Below are 15,804 nucleotides of genomic sequence, written 5' to 3'. Positions count from 1 at the left end.
AGGAGCAGTTCAACATGAATCAGCAGCAACACCATCAGGATAAGGCGACCTTGCTTGAACGCCTGATCTTCAACAACCGCCCGGTGGTGATACTTATCTGCCTGCTGGTCAGTGTGTTCCTGTTCTGGCAGGCCACGCAGATTCGCCCGTCCACCAGCTTTGAAAAGATGATCCCGCTTGATCACCCCTTCATCGAGAAGATGCTCGAGCATCGCAATGACCTGGCCAACCTTGGCAACACCGTGCGCATTTCGGTGGAGGCCACCGATGGCGACATCTTCAGCAAGGAGTACATGGAAACCCTGCGTCAGGTGCATGACGAGGTGTTCTATATTCCCGGCGTCGACCGTTCCGGCTTGAAATCGCTGTGGAGCCCCAGCGTGCGCTGGACCGAAGTGACCGAGGAGGGCTTTGCCGGGGGTGAAGTCATCCCGCAGACCTACGACGGTTCGGCCGACAGCCTCGACCAGTTGCGCAACAACGTGCTCAAGTCCGGGCAGGTCGGGCGCCTGGTGGCCAACAACTTCAAGTCGAGCATCATCGACATCCCGCTGCTGGAGTCCTACCCGGACCCGCAGGACCAGGGCAAGCAGATCAAGCTCGACTACCAGCAGTTCTCCCATCAGCTGGAAGAGAAGATCCGCGACAAGTTCCAGGCTCAGAACCCCAACGTGAAGGTGCACATCGTCGGCTTCGCCAAGAAGGTCGGCGACCTGATCGATGGCCTGATGATGGTGGCAATGTTCTTCGGGATCGCCCTGGTGATCACCTGGGTGCTGCTGTACTGGTTCACCTGGTGCATCCGCAGCACTATCGCCGTGCTGATCACCACCCTGGTGGCGGTGGTCTGGCAGTTGGGGCTGATGCACGCGGTAGGTTTTGGCCTTGACCCGTACTCGATGCTGGTGCCGTTCTTGATTTTCGCCATCGGCATCTCCCACGGGGTGCAGAAGATCAACGGTATCGCCTTGCAGTCCAGTGATGCCGACAACGCCCTGACCGCTGCGCGGCGAACCTTCCGGCAATTGTTCCTGCCGGGGATGATCGCCATCCTGGCCGACGCCGTAGGCTTCATCACCCTGTTGATCATCGACATCGGCGTGATCCGCGAACTGGCCATTGGCGCGTCGATCGGTGTGGCCGTGATCGTCTTTACCAACCTGATCCTGCTGCCGGTGGCGATTTCCTATGTCGGCATCAGCAAGAAGGCTATCGAGCGCAGCAAGAAGGACGCGACCCGCGAGCATCCGTTCTGGCGCCTGCTGTCCAATTTTGCCAGCGCCAAGGTGGCGCCAGTGTCCATCGTCCTGGCCTTGCTGGCCTTTGGTGGCGGCCTCTGGTACAGCCAGAACCTGAAGATCGGCGACCTCGACCAGGGCGCGCCGGAGCTGCGTCCGGACTCGCGCTACAACCAGGACAACGCCTTCATCATCAACAACTACTCGACCAGCTCCGACGTACTGGTGGTCATGGTCAAGACCCCGACCGAAGGCTGCTCGGTGTATTCGACCATGGCGCCGATCGACGAACTGATGTGGAAGATGGAAAACACCCCGGGGGTGCAGTCGGCGATTTCCCTGGTGACCGTGTCCAAGCAGATGATCAAGGGCATGAACGAAGGCAACCTGAAATGGGAAAGCCTGTCGCGCAACCCGGACGTGCTCAACAGCTCGATCTCCCGTGCAGACGGCCTGTACAACGCCGACTGCTCGCTGGCGCCGGTGCTGATCTTCCTCAACGACCACAAGGCCGAGACCCTCGATCGTGCGGTCAAGGCGGTGCAGGAGTTTGCCGACACCCACAACAAGGAAGGCCTGGAGTTCCTGCTCGCGGCTGGTAACGCCGGTATCGAGGCAGCCACCAACGAAGTGATCAAGTCGGCCGAGCTGACCATTCTGATCCTGGTGTACATCTGCGTGGCGGTGATGTGCATGATCACCTTCCGCTCCTTTGCCGCGACCCTGTGCATTGTCCTGCCGCTGGTGCTGACCTCGGTGCTGGGCAACGCCCTGATGGCCTTCATGGGCATTGGCGTCAAGGTCGCGACCCTGCCGGTGGTGGCGTTGGGCGTGGGCATAGGCGTGGACTACGGCATCTATATCTACAGCCGCCTGGAGAGCTTCCTGCGCGCCGGGCTGCCGCTGCAGGAAGCCTACTACCAGACCCTCAAGTCCACCGGCAAGGCCGTGCTGTTCACTGGCCTGTGCCTGGCCATTGGCGTGTGCACCTGGATCTTCTCGGCGATCAAGTTCCAGGCCGACATGGGCCTGATGCTGACCTTCATGCTGCTGTGGAACATGTTCGGCGCGCTGTGGCTGCTGCCGGCGCTGGCGCGGTTCCTGATCAAGCCAGAGAAAATGGCAGGCAAGGAGGGTGGTTCGATTTTCGCGCATTAAGTTTGCCTTGCTGCAATCGCGGGGCAAGCCCGCTCCCACAATGTAGGCCTGTGGGAGCGGGCTTGCCCCGCGATGCTTTCAGGTATCATGGGGTTTTTCCGCCAGTGATACTCCTGCAATGACAACCCTCTCCCAAGCCCTCGCATCCTGCGACATGCTCCTGATCGACGGCCTGCACGCCTTTGACTTCACGTTCGACGAAACCGGCCTGCACATCGAGTTGATGGACGGCCGCGCCTTTAAAAAATGGTTTTTCACCCCTGAGCAGATCGGCGCTGCCAAGCTGGACGGTGCCGACTGGCTGATCGCGGCCGACACTGGCGAGCATCGGCTAGTCTGTATGAGTGCCTTTAGTGCCAGCGAAGAGGAAGACCATGACGCGCTTGCTGAAGAGCCTGCTGATCGCCAGTAGCATGAGCCTGACTCTCTGCGCCCAGGCCCACGACCTGCTGGTCGGCAGCTACACCGCAGGTAGCAGCGAAGGGATCTACCGCTATCGCTTCAACAGCGACAGCGGCCAGATCGAGCCCACGCCGCTGCAGGTACTCAAGAGCGAAAATCCTTCCTGGCTGACCCTGTCGGTGGACAGGCGCCTGCTGTTCGCGGTCAATGAGAACGGTGGCGGCAATGGCCAGGTCAGCAGCTTTGCCATCGCCAAGGATGGCAGCCTCAAGGCGCTGAACCAGGTGCCAAGCCAGGGCGATGAGCCGACCCACTCCAGCCTCAGTCATGACCAGCGCTACTTGTTTGTCGCCAACTATGGCGCGCAGCCCGCGCCGGGTGGCAGCCTGAGTGTATTGCCGGTGGACCGGCAAGGGCGTCTGCAGGCCTCGGTGCAGCAGTACCGGCACGCGCCCAGCGGCGTCGATCCGCAGCGCCAGACCGGGCCTCACGTGCATTCGGTGGTGTCATCCGACAATGGCAAGTATGTGTTTGCCAGCGACCTGGGCGCCGACAAGGTATTTGTCTACCGCTATGACGGCGCCAGCCCCAGCCAACCACTGACTGCGGTCGAACCGGTGAGCCTGCCGCCGGGCAGCGGGCCGCGCCATCTGCTATTTGACCGTGACGGCAAGCATGCCTACCTGACCCTGGAAATGAGCGCGCAGGTGGTGGCTTTCGATTATCGCAATGGCACGCTGCTGGAGCTGCAGCGCCTGCCACTGACCGAGCAGACCGACGCTTCGGCCAAAGCTGCGGGTGCCTTGCACCTGTCGGCTGACGGACGCTTTCTGTATGTCAGCAACCGCGGTACGGCCAATGAGTTGTTGGTGTTTGCCGTTGATGACAAATCCGGCAAGCTGATGCAGGTGCAGCGGCGTAGCGTCGAGGGTGATCATCCACGGGAGTTTACCCTCGACCCCACCGGCAGGTTTCTGCTGGTGGCCAATCAGAAGAGCAACCAGATCGTGGTATTGCGTCGCGATCCACGCACCGGCCTGTTGGGCGATACCGTGCAGAAGTTGGCCCAGGATGCGCCGTCGGACCTGAAGTTCGTCAACTGACTATCAATGGCCTTGATGTTGGCTACTGCTGCAATGAATTTCTGTGCGCCGCGTCAGCGGCGTAAGTTTGAACCACGGCCCCAAGCGGCCATTTCAAACCACAGACTTCGAGGTCAGCGCCATGAACTTCAATCTTTTTTCGGTCATCGCCGCTTCCGCCATTTCCGCTTCGGTGGTGCTGCCGGCCAGCGCTCATGTCGAGCTCAGCGAACGTAAATCGTCGACCCAGAGCTATACCCAGAAATACCTGCAACAAAGTGCCAACTTCTACGCCGCGCTGGACCATAAGTCTGCGCACTGAGCCTGTAGATTTTTCTGGCAATAGCATATAGCCATGTGTTTGAATTTTACGCTAATTTATTGACGTCAGTGGATGCACACATGAAATGGCGAATTCTGGCGGTATTGCTGTTCCTCTATTCTTCGCCGATTCTGGCGCTGTAACGTCTGGCCTCATCGCTGGCAAGCCAGCTCCCACAAAGGCCCTGCATGCATAGGCCCCTGTGGGAGCTGGCTTGCCAGCGATTGGTTCAACGCATCATGATCGCCTTGAACAGCGCCGACTCCAGCCAGCCCTGCAACCATGCCCGCAAGTGCGGGTAGGGCGCTTGGGCGAACCACTGTGGCTCCACCCCGGCAAACTGGCGCATCAACGGCAACAATGCCGCGTCAGCCATGCTGGCATGATCAGCGAATAGGTACGCCTGCTGCGCCAGACGCTCATCCAGCTCTGCCAGCCAGGTTTCAGCTTGTTCCCGGTACTCTTCTCGTGAGTGCTGCGGGTAGCGCTCAGCATATTTGTACAGATTGACCTGCGCCTTGAACTCGCGATCATTGCGCTCGATCAGCGCATCGGCAGCCTGCGCCGCCTGCGGGTCGGCCACCAGTTGCCAGTCCTGCGGGTCATGCCGGGCCAGGGCCCAGCGCATGATCTCCAGGCTCTCCTCCAGCACCTGCTCACCAGCACTCAACACCGGCACTGTGCCTTTGGGCGACAGGGCCAGCAGTTCGGCCGGCTTGGCCTTGAGGCTGACTTCGCGGATCTCCACCGGACATTCGGCATAGCGCAGCGCCAGCCGCGCGCGCATGGCCCAGGGGCAGCGGCGGAACGAGTAGAGGATCATCCGCTGACCTCCACGGTGCTCAGGCCATTGCCCTGGCGGCGAACCTGGATCTGCACCGGGATGCGCTCGTGCATCTCCTGCACGTGGGAGATCACCGCGACCTTGCGGCCCTGGGCTTGCAGGCCGTCGAGGGCGTCCATGGCCAGTTGCAGCGATTCCGGATCAAGGCTGCCGAAGCCTTCGTCGATAAACAGCGATTCGATGCGCAGGGTGCTCGAAGCCATCGACGCCAGGCCCAGAGCCAAGGCCAGGGACACCAGGAAGGTTTCACCGCCCGACAGCGAGTGCACCGAGCGCAGCTCGTCGCCCATTTCGGTGTCCAGCACCAGCAGGCCGAGCAGGCTGCCACCGCGCTTGAGCCGGTAGCGCCGGGCCAGCTGGCGCAACTGGGCGTTGGCATGGTGCACCAGCAGGTCGAGGTTGTAGCCCTGGGCAATCTTGCGGAAGGTGTCGCCGGTGGCCGAGCCGATCAGGGCATTGAGCCGTGCCCAGCGCTGCCATTCGTTGTAGGCGCTGGCGATTTGCTCGGCCAGGGCCTGGTGCGCCAGTTGCCGGCGCTGGTCTTCGGCCTGGGCGGCGCGCAGTTCGGCGCAGGTCTGTTCGCTGGCCGCCAGTTGCAGTTGCAGGCTGTCGACGGCCTGTTCCAGTGCGTCGCGGGTGAGTTCGGCATTGCCCTGGACCTGGTGCTGGTCCAGGCGCTGCTGGCGCTCCTTGTGCAGGGTGCGGGCTTGTTCGATGGCCTTTTCGCTGTCCTGCAGCCCTTGGCGCAAATGCGCTACGGCGTCGTCGTCGAAGGCCAGCAGTTGCTCCAGGCCGCTGTCGTCCAGCTCCGGGTGGCCCTGGCGCCACTGTTCGATCTGGGTGCGAACCTCGTTGTGTTCATGCTCCAGGGCGTTCAGCCGTTCCTCCTTGGCCTTGAGCTCGGCGGCCAGTTCGATCAACTGCGCTTGGGTCTCTTGCAGCTGTTGAAGTGCTTGTGCTTCAGTCTGGCGCGCGTGCTCCACGGCCTGTTCCAGATGCTCCTGCCAGTGTTCGGCGCTGGCCTGGACGCCGAGCAGGGCGGCAAGGCTGTCGTGGCTGAGCTGATGCTGACGCTCCAGCTCGCTGAACTGCTGGTGCGATTCTTCGTGCTTGTGCACCCGGGCCTGTTGCTGCAGTTGGGCTTTGTCCAGGGTCTGCTGGCGCTCGGTGTGCTCCTGTTGTTCGTCCTTTTGCCGTTGCAGCAGGTCCTGGCGCAAGGTCATTTGCTGGTCCAGGCGCATAAAGGTGGCGGCCGGCTCCTGGCGCAGGTCGTTGAGGATATCGCCAGGCAGCAGGGCGGCGAAACTGGCCAGTTCCTGGTCCAGGCGCTCTTGGTCGCTGGCCAGCGCGGTGTGCTGCTGGCTCAGGTGCTGGTTGGCCTGCTGGCCGGCTTCCTGGGCTGCCTGCACCTGTTGTTGCAGGCGACTGGCGTCGGTTTGCAGGGTCAGCAGGGCATTCTGGCGCTGTTCGTCACGACTGATATCGTGGTTCAGGTTGCGCGCCTGCAATTCCAACCAGGGGCTGCGCTGGCTGCTGTCCTGGTCGGCCAGCGCGGGGTACAGCGGATGCGCTTCGAGATTCGGCAGCAGCGCTTGCTGCTGGTTGCCCAGTTGCTCCTGCTGGTGCAGGTATTCCTTGATCTGGCCATTGACGCCACCCAGTTGGGTACGCAGTTCATCGAGCTGTTTCTTCAGCGCGTCGACCACCTGCTGGGCGTTGGCCTCTTCATCCTGGTCATGGCGTCCGAGGCTTTGCAGCAGGGCTTCGGGCTGATGGTATGGGTGGTCCTGGCTACCGCAGACTGGGCAGGGCTGATCGTCCTGCAATTGCGCGCGCAGCTCTTCGACGCTCTGGCTTCGGGCCAGGCGCTGGCGTTCGAGCAACTGGCGGGTGACGTTCAGCGCCTGTTCGGCGGCGCTCAGCTGGTTCTTGCCATTGAGCCCTTCGCTGATCAGCTGTTCGCGCTGCTGCAAGGCTGCTTGCTGGCGATCGCGCAGGGCTTGCAGACGCTGTTCGAGGTCTTGCTGGTTGCTCCACAGCCGGCTTAGCTCTTCGACCTGGCGCTGCTGCTGGCGGTTTTTCTGCAGCAGCTCGCCCAGCAGGCCGATCTGTTCGGCCAGGGCCTGCGGTTCTGCCTCGGCTTCACGGTAGAGCAGGGCCAGGGCGGTGCGCTGTTCTTCAAGTTGGGCACTGGCCTGGCTGGCACGTTGCTCAAGGCCTGGCAGCTCGGCGCGGCCCTGGTTGAGGCGGTTGCCCAATTGCATCAGTTGCTGCAGACGGTCGCGATAGGCACTCCAGGCTTCACTTAATCCTGCCAGCGACGCGCTTTGTGCGAGCTGGTCGCTGATCTGCTGCAATCGTTGTTCGCTCAGGCCTTGTTGTTCAGTGAGGCTGAGCAGCTGTTGCTGGCCTTCGGCACTGGCCTGTTCGGTCTGTTGCTTGAGCGTCCCGCTGTTGGCCAGTTCCTGTTGCAGGCGGGCCAGGGTGTTCTGTTCGGCAAAGGCCTGGCGCACCGCTGGCGCGCTGTCGCTTTGTTGTGCCAGGGCCTGGGCGAGGGCTGCGCGGGCCTTGCCCAGTTCGTCCTGCAACTGCAACTGACGGCTGTGCAACTGATCATGTTGCTGGCGCTGGGCCTTGATACTCTCGGTCAGCGGGCTGAGCTGGGCATTGAGCGTCTGTTGGCGGGCGAACTGGTGACGTTGCGGTGCCAGCTGTTCCAGGCGCGCCAGTTTCAGCCGCTCGCCGTCGAGGCTGTCGTTATGCTGCTGGGCGCTGTGCAGTTGTGCGCTGCTGGCTTGCACCTGCTCTTGCAGTTGCAGCAGCTCGACTAGCCAGCTGCGCTGCTGCTCGAGCTGGCGCAGTTGCGCCTGTTCGGCCTTGAAGCGATCGAGCGCCCCGCCGTAGCGCAGGTCGAGTTCGGCGCGCTCATCCAAGGCCTTGGGCAGGACGCCGCTGGCCTGATCCTGCAGGGCTTTGTGCGCCTCTTCGGCTTCTTTGCTCTTGCTGTAGGCGCGGCGGCCCAGCTGGCTGTAGATGGCGGTGTTGGTGAGCTTTTCCAGCAGCTCGCTGCGCTCTTTGTCATCAGCCTTGAGGAAGGCGCTGAACTCGCTCTGGGCCAGCATCACCGCGCGGGTGAACTGTTCGAAGTTCAGGCCCAGGCGCGATTCGATCAGTTGCTTGTATTCGGCCTTGCTCTGGTTGCTCAGCAGTTGCTCGCTGTCCAGGTCATGCAGGCTTTGGCGGCTGCCTTGCAGCTTGCCGTTGGCCTTGTCGCGGGCGCGGTTGGTCTCCCAGCGGGCGCGGTAGCGGCGGCCGTCGATGCCGACGAAATCCACCTCGGCAAAACCGCTGCCCGAACCCCGGCGCAGCAGGGTACGCGGATCGCTGGTGAGGATGTCGCTGTCGATTTCCGGCAGTTTGGTCTCGCGGCCAATGTTGTTCAACCGTGGGACGGCACCGAACAACGCCAGGCACAGGGCATCAAGCAGGGTGCTCTTGCCGGCGCCGGTGGGCCCGGTGATGGCGAACAGGCCGGCGCTGGCCAGCGGCTCGGCGGTGAAGTCGATTTCGATCGGGCCTTCCAGGGAGGCGAGGTTCTTCAGGCGGATGGCGAGAATCTTCATGGCTGTTCCTGCTCCTGCTGGACGTCCTGCAGCAACAGCGCAAAGTCGGCCTGGGTCTGTTCGTCGACGGCGTTGCCATAAGCCTGTTCCCAGGCTCGGCTGAACAGCTCGTGCGGAGTCAATTGGCCGAGTTCCAGCAGGTTGGCGCTGCTGTCGTCTTCGCTGCGACCGTTGCCGGCATACTCGGCAGCGATGCGCACCAGACGCACCGCTTTGCCCTGCAGAGCGCCTTCAAGTTGTGCGCGCAGGTCGGGCAGGGGTTCGTCCAGACGTACGCGAATCTCCAGCCAGGGTTGGCGCTGCGGGTCGTCGAGCAGGTCGACCACCGGCAGTTCAGCCAGTTGTTCGAGCACTTCAGCCAGTGGCGCCGGGCCCAAGCGTTGCAGGTGCACGGCGCGCGGCACCAGGCGCGACTCGACACTGGCCAGTTGGGCGCCGTCCAGTTCGATTTCAAGGATCTGGTGCTGATAGCCGATTTCCGAGAACGACAGCGGAATGGGCGAGCCGCTGTAACGGATGCGCTCTTCGCGGTTGACCTTTTGCGGCTTGTGCAGGTGGCCGAGGGCGACATAGCTGATTTCTGGGGCAAACAGGCGCGCTGGCAGGGCTTCGGCGTTGCCGATGATCAGGCTGCGCTCGGAGTCTTCCGAGATCGAACCACCGGCCATGTGCGCATGGCTCACGGCAATCAGCGCCTGGCCGGTCTTGCGTTGCTGCAGGGCGGCGGCGATGAGTTTTTCGTGGACTTGGGCAATGCCGCGCAGGTAGTCGTCGCCCAGGTGCGCGCCGGTTACCTCGGCCGGGCGCAGGAAGGGCAGTGCCAGGCACCAGGCGGCAACCTTGCCCTTGGCGTTGGTCAGTGGAATCAGCAGGCGCTCGCTGTCCAGTTCACCCTCATCCAGCCACTGCACCCGGCCTATGGCGTGGGTGCGTAGGCGGCGCATCAGCGGCGCCGGCAGTTCAATGCGCGAGCCGGAATCGTGGTTGCCGGCGATCATCACGATGTTCAGCTTGGGCTGCTGTTCGTGGGCCTGGACGATGAAGTCGTAGAGCCGTTCCTGGGCTTTGACCGGCGGGTTGACGGTGTCGAAGATGTCGCCGGCAATCAGCAGGGCATCGGGCTGGCGCAGCTTGAGCTGGCCGAGCAGCCAGTCGAGAAAGCAGGCGTGTTCAAAATCGCGTTCCTGGCCGTGCAGGGTCTGACCCAGGTGCCAGTCGGAGGTGTGAAACAGACGCATGAAGGGTTCCGCAGTGTGCCGGCGTGGCGCCTGGGGCGCCATGCCTTGGGGTTATTTGGGGTACAGCGGCGGCAAACTGCCGTTCTCGCTCTGTGCCGGCTGGACCTGCTCGGCGGCCGGGATGGTGCCGATGGCCCGCCACAATTCTTCACCTTGCCAATACTGCCCGCTTTCGCTGTACAGCGCGCCGTTGAGGCCATCAAGGGCATCGGACAGCGGCACGAAGCGCGCGGCCATCTCGGCCAGGGTTTCCGGTTGCTGACGGGCCCAGGCATCCAGGGCCTGGCGCGTCGCCTGCGGGTCGTTGGCCTGGCATGCGCGCTTGAGGTCATCGAGCAGGGTGCGCGGGCTTGGCCCGGTTTGTGCGGCGCGCAGCACCGCTGGTTGCGAGCGCGCCCGCCACCACAGGGCAAAGCCCAGCAGGGTGGTCAGGGCCAGCACCAGGGTGCTCAGTTGCCAGGGCCAGAGCAGGTAGGATTGCACTGTGACCGGGTCGACGCTGGCTGGCTTGTCGGCGCTCAACGCCGGGTTGTCCTCGATCTGCAGGCTGCGCGCCGGCAAATTGCTGCGCTCCAGATGATCTTCACGGGTGTTCCACCAGACCACTTCCTGGCTCGGCAGTTCCAGCTTGCCGGCGTGGGTGGGTACCAGCGCCTCGCGCTCTTCACGCACGCCGAGCAGGCCGCGGTCGTTGACCTGGTTGCGCAGTTGCGGCTGGTCCGGGTAGCGGCGCAGTCCGGTGACCTCGGTGCCGGGCAGCGGTGGCAACTGGGCGCTGGACAAGCCTTCGGCCTGAAGGATCAGGGTGCGGGTCAGCGAGTCGCCGATCTGCGTCTGCTGCTGCGCCGGGTCCGGGCTCCAGTGTTCTTCCAGGGTCAGGCTGTTGGCCGGCAGCCACGCCGCATTGGCCGGGTAGTCGGCCGGGATCGGGTCGACGGTCAACACCAGCGGCGTGGAGCTGACCTGCACCTGCTTGCCGGCGCGCGGGGTGTTGAGTTCCTGCTCGGCGTCGTTCTGCGCGGCGGTGGCGCTGAAGGTCAGGGTGGGGATTTTCAGGTCGCCGCTTTGCTGGGGGTAGATCGCATAGCGCATCTCGATCACGCCATGGCGCACGCCGTCGATGAGTTTCTCGAAGGTGCGGGTCTCGCCCAGCGGTTCGACCTTGGCGTTGTCCAGTTGCAGCGGGCTGAGGCTGCTGTCGTCGTACAGCGGCACCGAATGATAGATGCTCACGGTCAGCACCGCCTGGGCCTGGACGTAGATCTCCGGCTGGTCGAGGCTGGCGTCGATGAATACCGGGCCGTGGTTTTCGCTGCTGACCTGGTTGGCCTGGATCTGCAGGCTGATGGGCTGGCTGCGCACCTCACCCAATTGCAGGGCGGGGATCTCTATGCTGCCGCTCTGGCGCGGCAGCAGGGTGACAATCCAGCGGGTGTTGGCGTTTTTTTCGTCAAGGCTGTTGAGGCTGTTGACCTGGCGCGTGCCGCGTACCTCGAAGTTGGCCTCCAGCGGCGACAGGTCGGGTTTGCCGAACTGGGTCACGTCCTGGGTCTCAAGGGTCAGCTCAAGGGTTTCGCCTGCATTCAGGCGTGTACGGTCGACGCTGGCGAGCAGCGCCGCCGCCTGCACCTGCAGGGCGAGAAAGAGGCTGAAGACCAGGGCGCAAGCGCGACTCATTGATGGGGTTCCTGATGTTGTTGCTGTTCATACCAGAATTTACGCCGCAACAGCTCGGAAGGGTTGTCCGGAATCTGCCGCAGCCATTGTTCCAGCGCCTGGCGCTGCTCGGCATCGAGGCTGCCCTCGGTCGGGCGCTGGGGCGGCCGGGTGGTGTCTTCGTCGTCAGCGCCGCTTTCGCTGTTCTGCGCCTGGTCATCGCTGCTGTCCTCAGGCTTGGCCGCGTCGTGCGGATCCTGTACAGGTTTTGCCGCGGCCTGGTCCTGGGCGTTCTGCGCGCTGCTGGCGTTGTCGCTGTTGCTGTTGGGGTCGCTCTGTTGATTATCTTCTGGCGGCTGCTCGGGCACTTGTTCGGCCTGGCGTTGTTGCAGCAACTGTTCGACCAAGGCCTTGTTGGCCAGTGCCGGTTGCAGTTCCGGCTGGCGCTCCAGGGCCTGTTCATAGGCGTCCAGCGCAGCCTCCAGCTCACCGCTGCGGGCCAGCGCATTGCCGCGATTGTAATGGTCGGCGGCGCTGTTGCCCCGGGCGAACTGGCGCGCGGCACCGTTGAAGTCTCCGGCTTCATACAGCGCCAGGCCTTTCCACTGCGGGTCTTCGAAGCGCCGCGCGGCGTCGGCCGGACGCTGCTGTTCGAGCAGGTGCTGGCCCTGCTGGTCGGGGCGTAGCCACAGGTCGTTGAACTCGAAGGCGTAGCTTGGCTGCGGCAGTGCCAGCAGCAGGGGCAGGCAGAACAGCCAGCCGCGGCGCCCGGCGCAGGCGGCCAGCAACAACAAGGGCAGCAGCAGCCAGTAACCCTGGTCGGCCCAACTGTCGAGCTGCACGGTCTGACCATCGTCGTGCAGGCTGCGTGGGTTGTCGAACAGGCGCAGGCCGCGCAGGTCGAGGTCGTCGATGCGGGCGCTGCGGTAGCGCCCGCCCGTGCTGTTGATAAAAGCCTTGAGGCTACTGCTGTCCAGGCGCGGCAAGAGAATCCCGCCCTGATCGTCCTTGATGAACTCGCCGTTGGCCTGTTTGACCGGCGCACCTTCAGCGCTGCCGACACCCAGCATCAGCAAGCTTGGGCCCTGGCGGCCGAGGGCCTGGACGATGCCCTGGCGTTCCTCGGTATCGAGCGAGGAGCCGATCAGCAGCAGCCGGCCCTGGCCAAGCCCGGCCTGGGCGAGCAGGGCCAGGCCCTTGCGCACGGCAAGGTCGGCGCGTTGCCCGGCTTGCGGCATGATCGCAGGGTCCAGGGCTTCGAGCAGGTTGCGGCTGGTGGCCAGGTCATCGGACAGCGGCACCAGGGTGTGGGCGCTGCCAGCGTAGACGATGATTGCCGTCTGGCTGTCACGGCGGTGTTCGAGCAGGTCGAGGATCTTGCGCCGGGCCTGTTCCAGACGGCTTGGCGCGGCGTCGTCGGCACGCATCTGCGGGGTCAGCTCGAGCAGGATCACCAGCGGGTCGGCGGGGCGCTGGCGGGGGTCTTCCAGGCGTTGCCAGCTTGGGCCCACCAGCGCCAGCACGGTCAACAGCCAGGCCAGGCCGAGGGCAATCCACGGCAGCTTACTGTCGCGGCCGTTGCCGCCACCGAGCAGCACGGCATGAAAGGCCGCTGGCAGGATCATCTGCCAGCGGCCGGCGCGTTTCTGCCGGTGCCAGAGCTTCCAGAGCAGCCAGGCCAGCAGTGGCAGGATGACCAGCCAGAGTGGGCGCAGCCATTGTGGCCACCATTCGCTCATCGCCGTCTCCTCAGGCGCAGCCGTTGCAGGCGCTGGCGCCAGTGCGGGTGCGGCTGCAAAAAGCGCGGTCGGCGCAGCAGCCGCTGCAGCAGGTTATCCGGCCATTGCTGGGCAATCACCAACAGCAGGCTCAGCACCAAGGCCAGGGCCAGAGGCCAGCTGTAAAGCGGCTGGGCGGTGCGCGCCTGGGTCGGTTGCTGGGCCACCGGTTCCAGGCGATCGAGCGCTTCACCAATGGCGCTCAGTTCCTGGCCGTTGTGGGCGCGGAAGTAGCTGCCACCGGTCAGTTCAGCGATTTCCTTGAGCGAGGCTTCGTCCAGGTCCAGGCTCGGGTTGATCCCCAGCAGCCCGGCAGTGCCGGTTTGCTCCGGGTCGGCGCCGATGCCGATGGTGTAGATGCGCACGTTTTCCTGGGCGGCCAGGCGAGCGGCAGTCAGTGGATGGATCTGCCCGCCGTTGTTGGCGCCGTCGGTCACCAGGACCAGCACGCGGCTCTGCGCCGGGCGTTGGCGCAGGCGCTTGAGGGCCAGGCCAATGGCGTCGCCGATGGCGGTATTCTTGCCGGCGATGCCAATCTGCGCTTCGTCGAGGAAGGTGCGTACGGTGCGCCGGTCAAAGGTCAAAGGCGCTTGCAGGTAAGCCTGGCTGCCGAACAGGATCAGGCCGACCCGGTCGCCCTGGCGTTCTTCGAGAAAGTCGCCGAGCAGGGCCTTGACCAGGTTCAGGCGGCTGATGTCCTCGCCCTGCCATTGCATGTCGGGGAAATCCATGGAGCCGGAAACGTCCACCGCCACCAGCAGGTCGCGGCCACTGGCGGCCACCGGCAGTGGCTCGCCAAGCCATTGTGGGCGGGCGGCGGCAAACAGCAGCAGCAACCAGACCAGCACGAAGGGCGCCTGCTGGCGCCAGGTCGGCAGGTTCAGGCGTGCCCGGCGCCCGGCCAGGCCTTCGAGTTCGTCGAGAAAACTGACCTTGAGCACCGGCTCGCCACTGTCGGCGGCGGGCAGCAGCAGGCGTGCGAGCCAGGGCAGCGGCAGCAGCACGAAGATCCACGGCCAGGCCAGTTCAAACATGTTTGCGGATCCAGGTTTCGACCGACTGATTGAGGCCATTGATGGCTTTGTCGTCGAGTTTGCATTCGGGCTTGTAGGCGCCTTCGACCAGCACCATCCAGCGGGTCAGGCCGGCGGCCGGGCAGCGGTTATCCAGAAACGCCAGCCATTGGCGGCCGTTGAGGGTGTGGCTGTGGCTGCCCGGGTAATGGGTACGGCACAGGCGCTTGAGCAGGGCGTTGATCTGCTGCAGCCAGGCCCCGGCCGGGGCGCCGTCGTAGGGTTTGGGCAGGCGCGCAAGTTCGGCCAGGGCCTCGATGCGCACCGGGTCCAGCGGCAGTTCGGCGCGCACGATGGTTTTTTTGCCCGGACGCCAATGGCGCAGGCGCCACAGGCCCCAGCCGAGCAGCGGCAGCAGCAACAACAGCGCCCACCAACCCGGGGCCAGCGGCCACAGGCCGATGGCGGGTGGGGCAATCAATGGCTGCAACTGATCGAGCGGGTTCACGAGGTTTTCCCCGGTCGCTGGGCGTTGAGGTACTCGCGCAACTGCTCGATCATCTCGCTCTGGGTGCTCAAGGGCATCAGCACTACCCGCAGCTTTTGCGCCAGCAGTTCCCAGCGCTCGATGCGTGCTTCGCTTTGCTGGCGGTAGCTTTTGCGCAGGGTCGGGTCGAGGGTGTCGAGTTCCAGCTGGGCGCCGTGCTGGGCAAAACGCAGCAGTCCGGCGGCGGGCAGGGCATGGTCGAGCGGGTCGGACAGCGGTAGCAGCAGCAGGTCGCAATGGCGCGAGAGCAGGCTCAATTGCTGCTCGACCGCAGGCGTCAGCGCACGCTCGTCGCAGATTATGATTGCCAGGCTGCCCGGGCGCAGCACTTCGCGGGCGCGGCGCAGGGCAATGCCGAGGCTGTCGGCTTGGGGCGCGGCTTCGGTGTGCAGCGACTGGTTGACCCGCGCCAGGCGGTTGAGGAGTTGCAGCAAGCTCTGCTTGCTGCGCCGCGGCTTGATCTCATAGTGCTCGTTGTCGCCGAACACCAGGCCGCCAATGCGATCGTTGTGGCCCAGCGCCGCCCAGCCGATCAGCGCTGCGGCCTGGGCGGCGAGCACCGACTTGAACATCAGCCCGGAGCCGAAGAACAACCGCTGGCTTTGTTCGACCAGAATGAAGATCGGTCGCTCGCGCTCCTCATGGAACAGCTTGGTGTGCGGCTCCTGGGTGCGCGCGGTCACTCGCCAGTCGATGTTGCGCACATCGTCGCCGGCCTGGTAGACCCGCACCTGGTCGAAGTCGACCCCGCGACCGCGCAGTTTCGAGTGGTGCAGGCCCACCAGCGGGCTGCGTTGACCGGGCCGGGAGAACAGCTGCACTTCGCGCACGCGATGACGCATCTCGATCAGCTCGGCGAGGCTGATACGGATTCCGGGCGCGGCCAGCAGGCGATTGGGCATG

Annotated in this window: 12 protein-coding genes; 4 read left to right on the top strand and 8 right to left on the bottom strand. The window is 64.2% G+C overall.

Features of this window, described 5'->3' with window-relative positions:
* The first annotated feature begins 14 nt into the window (after positions 1 to 14).
* From M5G17_RS20470 to M5G17_RS20455, 4 genes are all read left to right on the top strand, one after another.
* Positions 15 to 2,396 carry an efflux RND transporter permease subunit gene (locus M5G17_RS20470; RefSeq protein WP_273894738.1) on the top strand — a complete coding sequence of 794 codons (2,382 nt, stop codon included), beginning with the start codon at positions 15 to 17 and terminating at the stop codon, positions 2,394 to 2,396.
* Positions 2,397 to 2,514: 118 nt separating this feature from the next.
* Positions 2,515 to 2,808, top strand: coding sequence for a DUF5629 family protein (locus tag M5G17_RS20465; protein ID WP_273894721.1), 294 nt, complete (start codon positions 2,515 to 2,517; stop codon positions 2,806 to 2,808).
* On the top strand, positions 2,771 to 3,901 hold the full coding sequence (locus tag M5G17_RS20460; protein WP_273894720.1) for a lactonase family protein: 1,131 nt from the start codon (positions 2,771 to 2,773) through the stop codon (positions 3,899 to 3,901). Before M5G17_RS20465 ends, M5G17_RS20460 begins: the two co-directional genes overlap by 38 nt.
* A gap of 121 nt (positions 3,902 to 4,022) precedes the next feature.
* Positions 4,023 to 4,202: a hypothetical protein gene (locus tag M5G17_RS20455; RefSeq protein WP_130265599.1), complete on the top strand. Its 180-nt coding sequence runs from the start codon at positions 4,023 to 4,025 to the stop codon at positions 4,200 to 4,202.
* A 229-nt stretch (positions 4,203 to 4,431) separates the two neighbouring features.
* Here the strand turns inward: M5G17_RS20455 and M5G17_RS20450 are convergent, their stop codons facing one another.
* The 8 genes from M5G17_RS20450 to M5G17_RS20415 are packed head-to-tail and all read right to left on the bottom strand — an operon-like array spanning position 4,432 to position 15,803.
* Positions 4,432 to 5,025, bottom strand: a complete 594-nt coding sequence (locus tag M5G17_RS20450) for a glutathione S-transferase (RefSeq protein WP_273894719.1) — start codon at positions 5,023 to 5,025, stop codon at positions 4,432 to 4,434.
* Positions 5,022 to 8,669, bottom strand: coding sequence for an AAA family ATPase (locus M5G17_RS20445; RefSeq protein WP_273894718.1), 3,648 nt, complete (start codon positions 8,667 to 8,669; stop codon positions 5,022 to 5,024). Before M5G17_RS20445 ends, M5G17_RS20450 begins: the two co-directional genes overlap by 4 nt.
* On the bottom strand, positions 8,666 to 9,907 hold the full coding sequence (locus M5G17_RS20440) for an exonuclease SbcCD subunit D C-terminal domain-containing protein (RefSeq protein ID WP_273894717.1): 1,242 nt from the start codon (positions 9,905 to 9,907) through the stop codon (positions 8,666 to 8,668). The genes M5G17_RS20445 and M5G17_RS20440 overlap by 4 nt, the downstream gene beginning before the upstream one ends.
* Before the next feature lie 51 nt (positions 9,908 to 9,958).
* Positions 9,959 to 11,584 carry a BatD family protein gene (locus M5G17_RS20435; protein WP_273894716.1) on the bottom strand — a complete coding sequence of 542 codons (1,626 nt, stop codon included), beginning with the start codon at positions 11,582 to 11,584 and terminating at the stop codon, positions 9,959 to 9,961.
* Positions 11,581 to 13,302: a VWA domain-containing protein gene (locus M5G17_RS20430; RefSeq protein ID WP_273894715.1), complete on the bottom strand. Its 1,722-nt coding sequence runs from the start codon at positions 13,300 to 13,302 to the stop codon at positions 11,581 to 11,583. Before M5G17_RS20430 ends, M5G17_RS20435 begins: the two co-directional genes overlap by 4 nt.
* Entirely contained in the window at positions 13,299 to 14,375 is a 1,077-nt protein-coding gene (locus M5G17_RS20425) for a vWA domain-containing protein (protein WP_273894714.1), read from the bottom strand. The genes M5G17_RS20430 and M5G17_RS20425 overlap by 4 nt, the downstream gene beginning before the upstream one ends.
* Positions 14,368 to 14,862: a DUF4381 domain-containing protein gene (locus M5G17_RS20420; protein WP_273894713.1), complete on the bottom strand. Its 495-nt coding sequence runs from the start codon at positions 14,860 to 14,862 to the stop codon at positions 14,368 to 14,370. Before M5G17_RS20420 ends, M5G17_RS20425 begins: the two co-directional genes overlap by 8 nt.
* Entirely contained in the window at positions 14,859 to 15,803 is a 945-nt protein-coding gene (locus M5G17_RS20415; RefSeq protein ID WP_273894712.1) for a DUF58 domain-containing protein, read from the bottom strand. Before M5G17_RS20415 ends, M5G17_RS20420 begins: the two co-directional genes overlap by 4 nt.
* Between the last annotated feature and the right edge of the window lies 1 nt (position 15,804).

The sequence above is a fragment of the Pseudomonas rubra genome, from assembly GCF_028656935.1.
Lineage (GTDB): Bacteria > Pseudomonadota > Gammaproteobacteria > Pseudomonadales > Pseudomonadaceae > Aquipseudomonas > Aquipseudomonas rubra.
This window is presented reverse-complemented; position numbering and strand designations above follow the sequence as displayed.

Bases quoted from the DNA above. Each gene is read 5' to 3' on its own strand.
- M5G17_RS20415 (WP_273894712.1), bottom strand. From the start codon at position 15,803: ATGCCCAATCGCCTGCTGGCCGCGCCCGGAATCCGTATCAGCCTCGCC.
- M5G17_RS20455 (WP_130265599.1), top strand. From the start codon at position 4,023: ATGAACTTCAATCTTTTTTCGGTCATCGCCGCTTCCGCCATTTCCGCT.
- M5G17_RS20460 (WP_273894720.1), top strand. From the start codon at position 2,771: ATGACGCGCTTGCTGAAGAGCCTGCTGATCGCCAGTAGCATGAGCCTG.
- M5G17_RS20450 (WP_273894719.1), bottom strand. From the start codon at position 5,025: ATGATCCTCTACTCGTTCCGCCGCTGCCCCTGGGCCATGCGCGCGCGG.
- M5G17_RS20445 (WP_273894718.1), bottom strand. From the start codon at position 8,669: ATGAAGATTCTCGCCATCCGCCTGAAGAACCTCGCCTCCCTGGAAGGC.
- M5G17_RS20465 (WP_273894721.1), top strand. From the start codon at position 2,515: ATGACAACCCTCTCCCAAGCCCTCGCATCCTGCGACATGCTCCTGATC.
- M5G17_RS20430 (WP_273894715.1), bottom strand. From the start codon at position 13,302: ATGAGCGAATGGTGGCCACAATGGCTGCGCCCACTCTGGCTGGTCATC.
- M5G17_RS20470 (WP_273894738.1), top strand. From the start codon at position 15: ATGAATCAGCAGCAACACCATCAGGATAAGGCGACCTTGCTTGAACGC.
- M5G17_RS20440 (WP_273894717.1), bottom strand. From the start codon at position 9,907: ATGCGTCTGTTTCACACCTCCGACTGGCACCTGGGTCAGACCCTGCAC.
- M5G17_RS20435 (WP_273894716.1), bottom strand. From the start codon at position 11,584: ATGAGTCGCGCTTGCGCCCTGGTCTTCAGCCTCTTTCTCGCCCTGCAG.
- M5G17_RS20425 (WP_273894714.1), bottom strand. From the start codon at position 14,375: ATGTTTGAACTGGCCTGGCCGTGGATCTTCGTGCTGCTGCCGCTGCCC.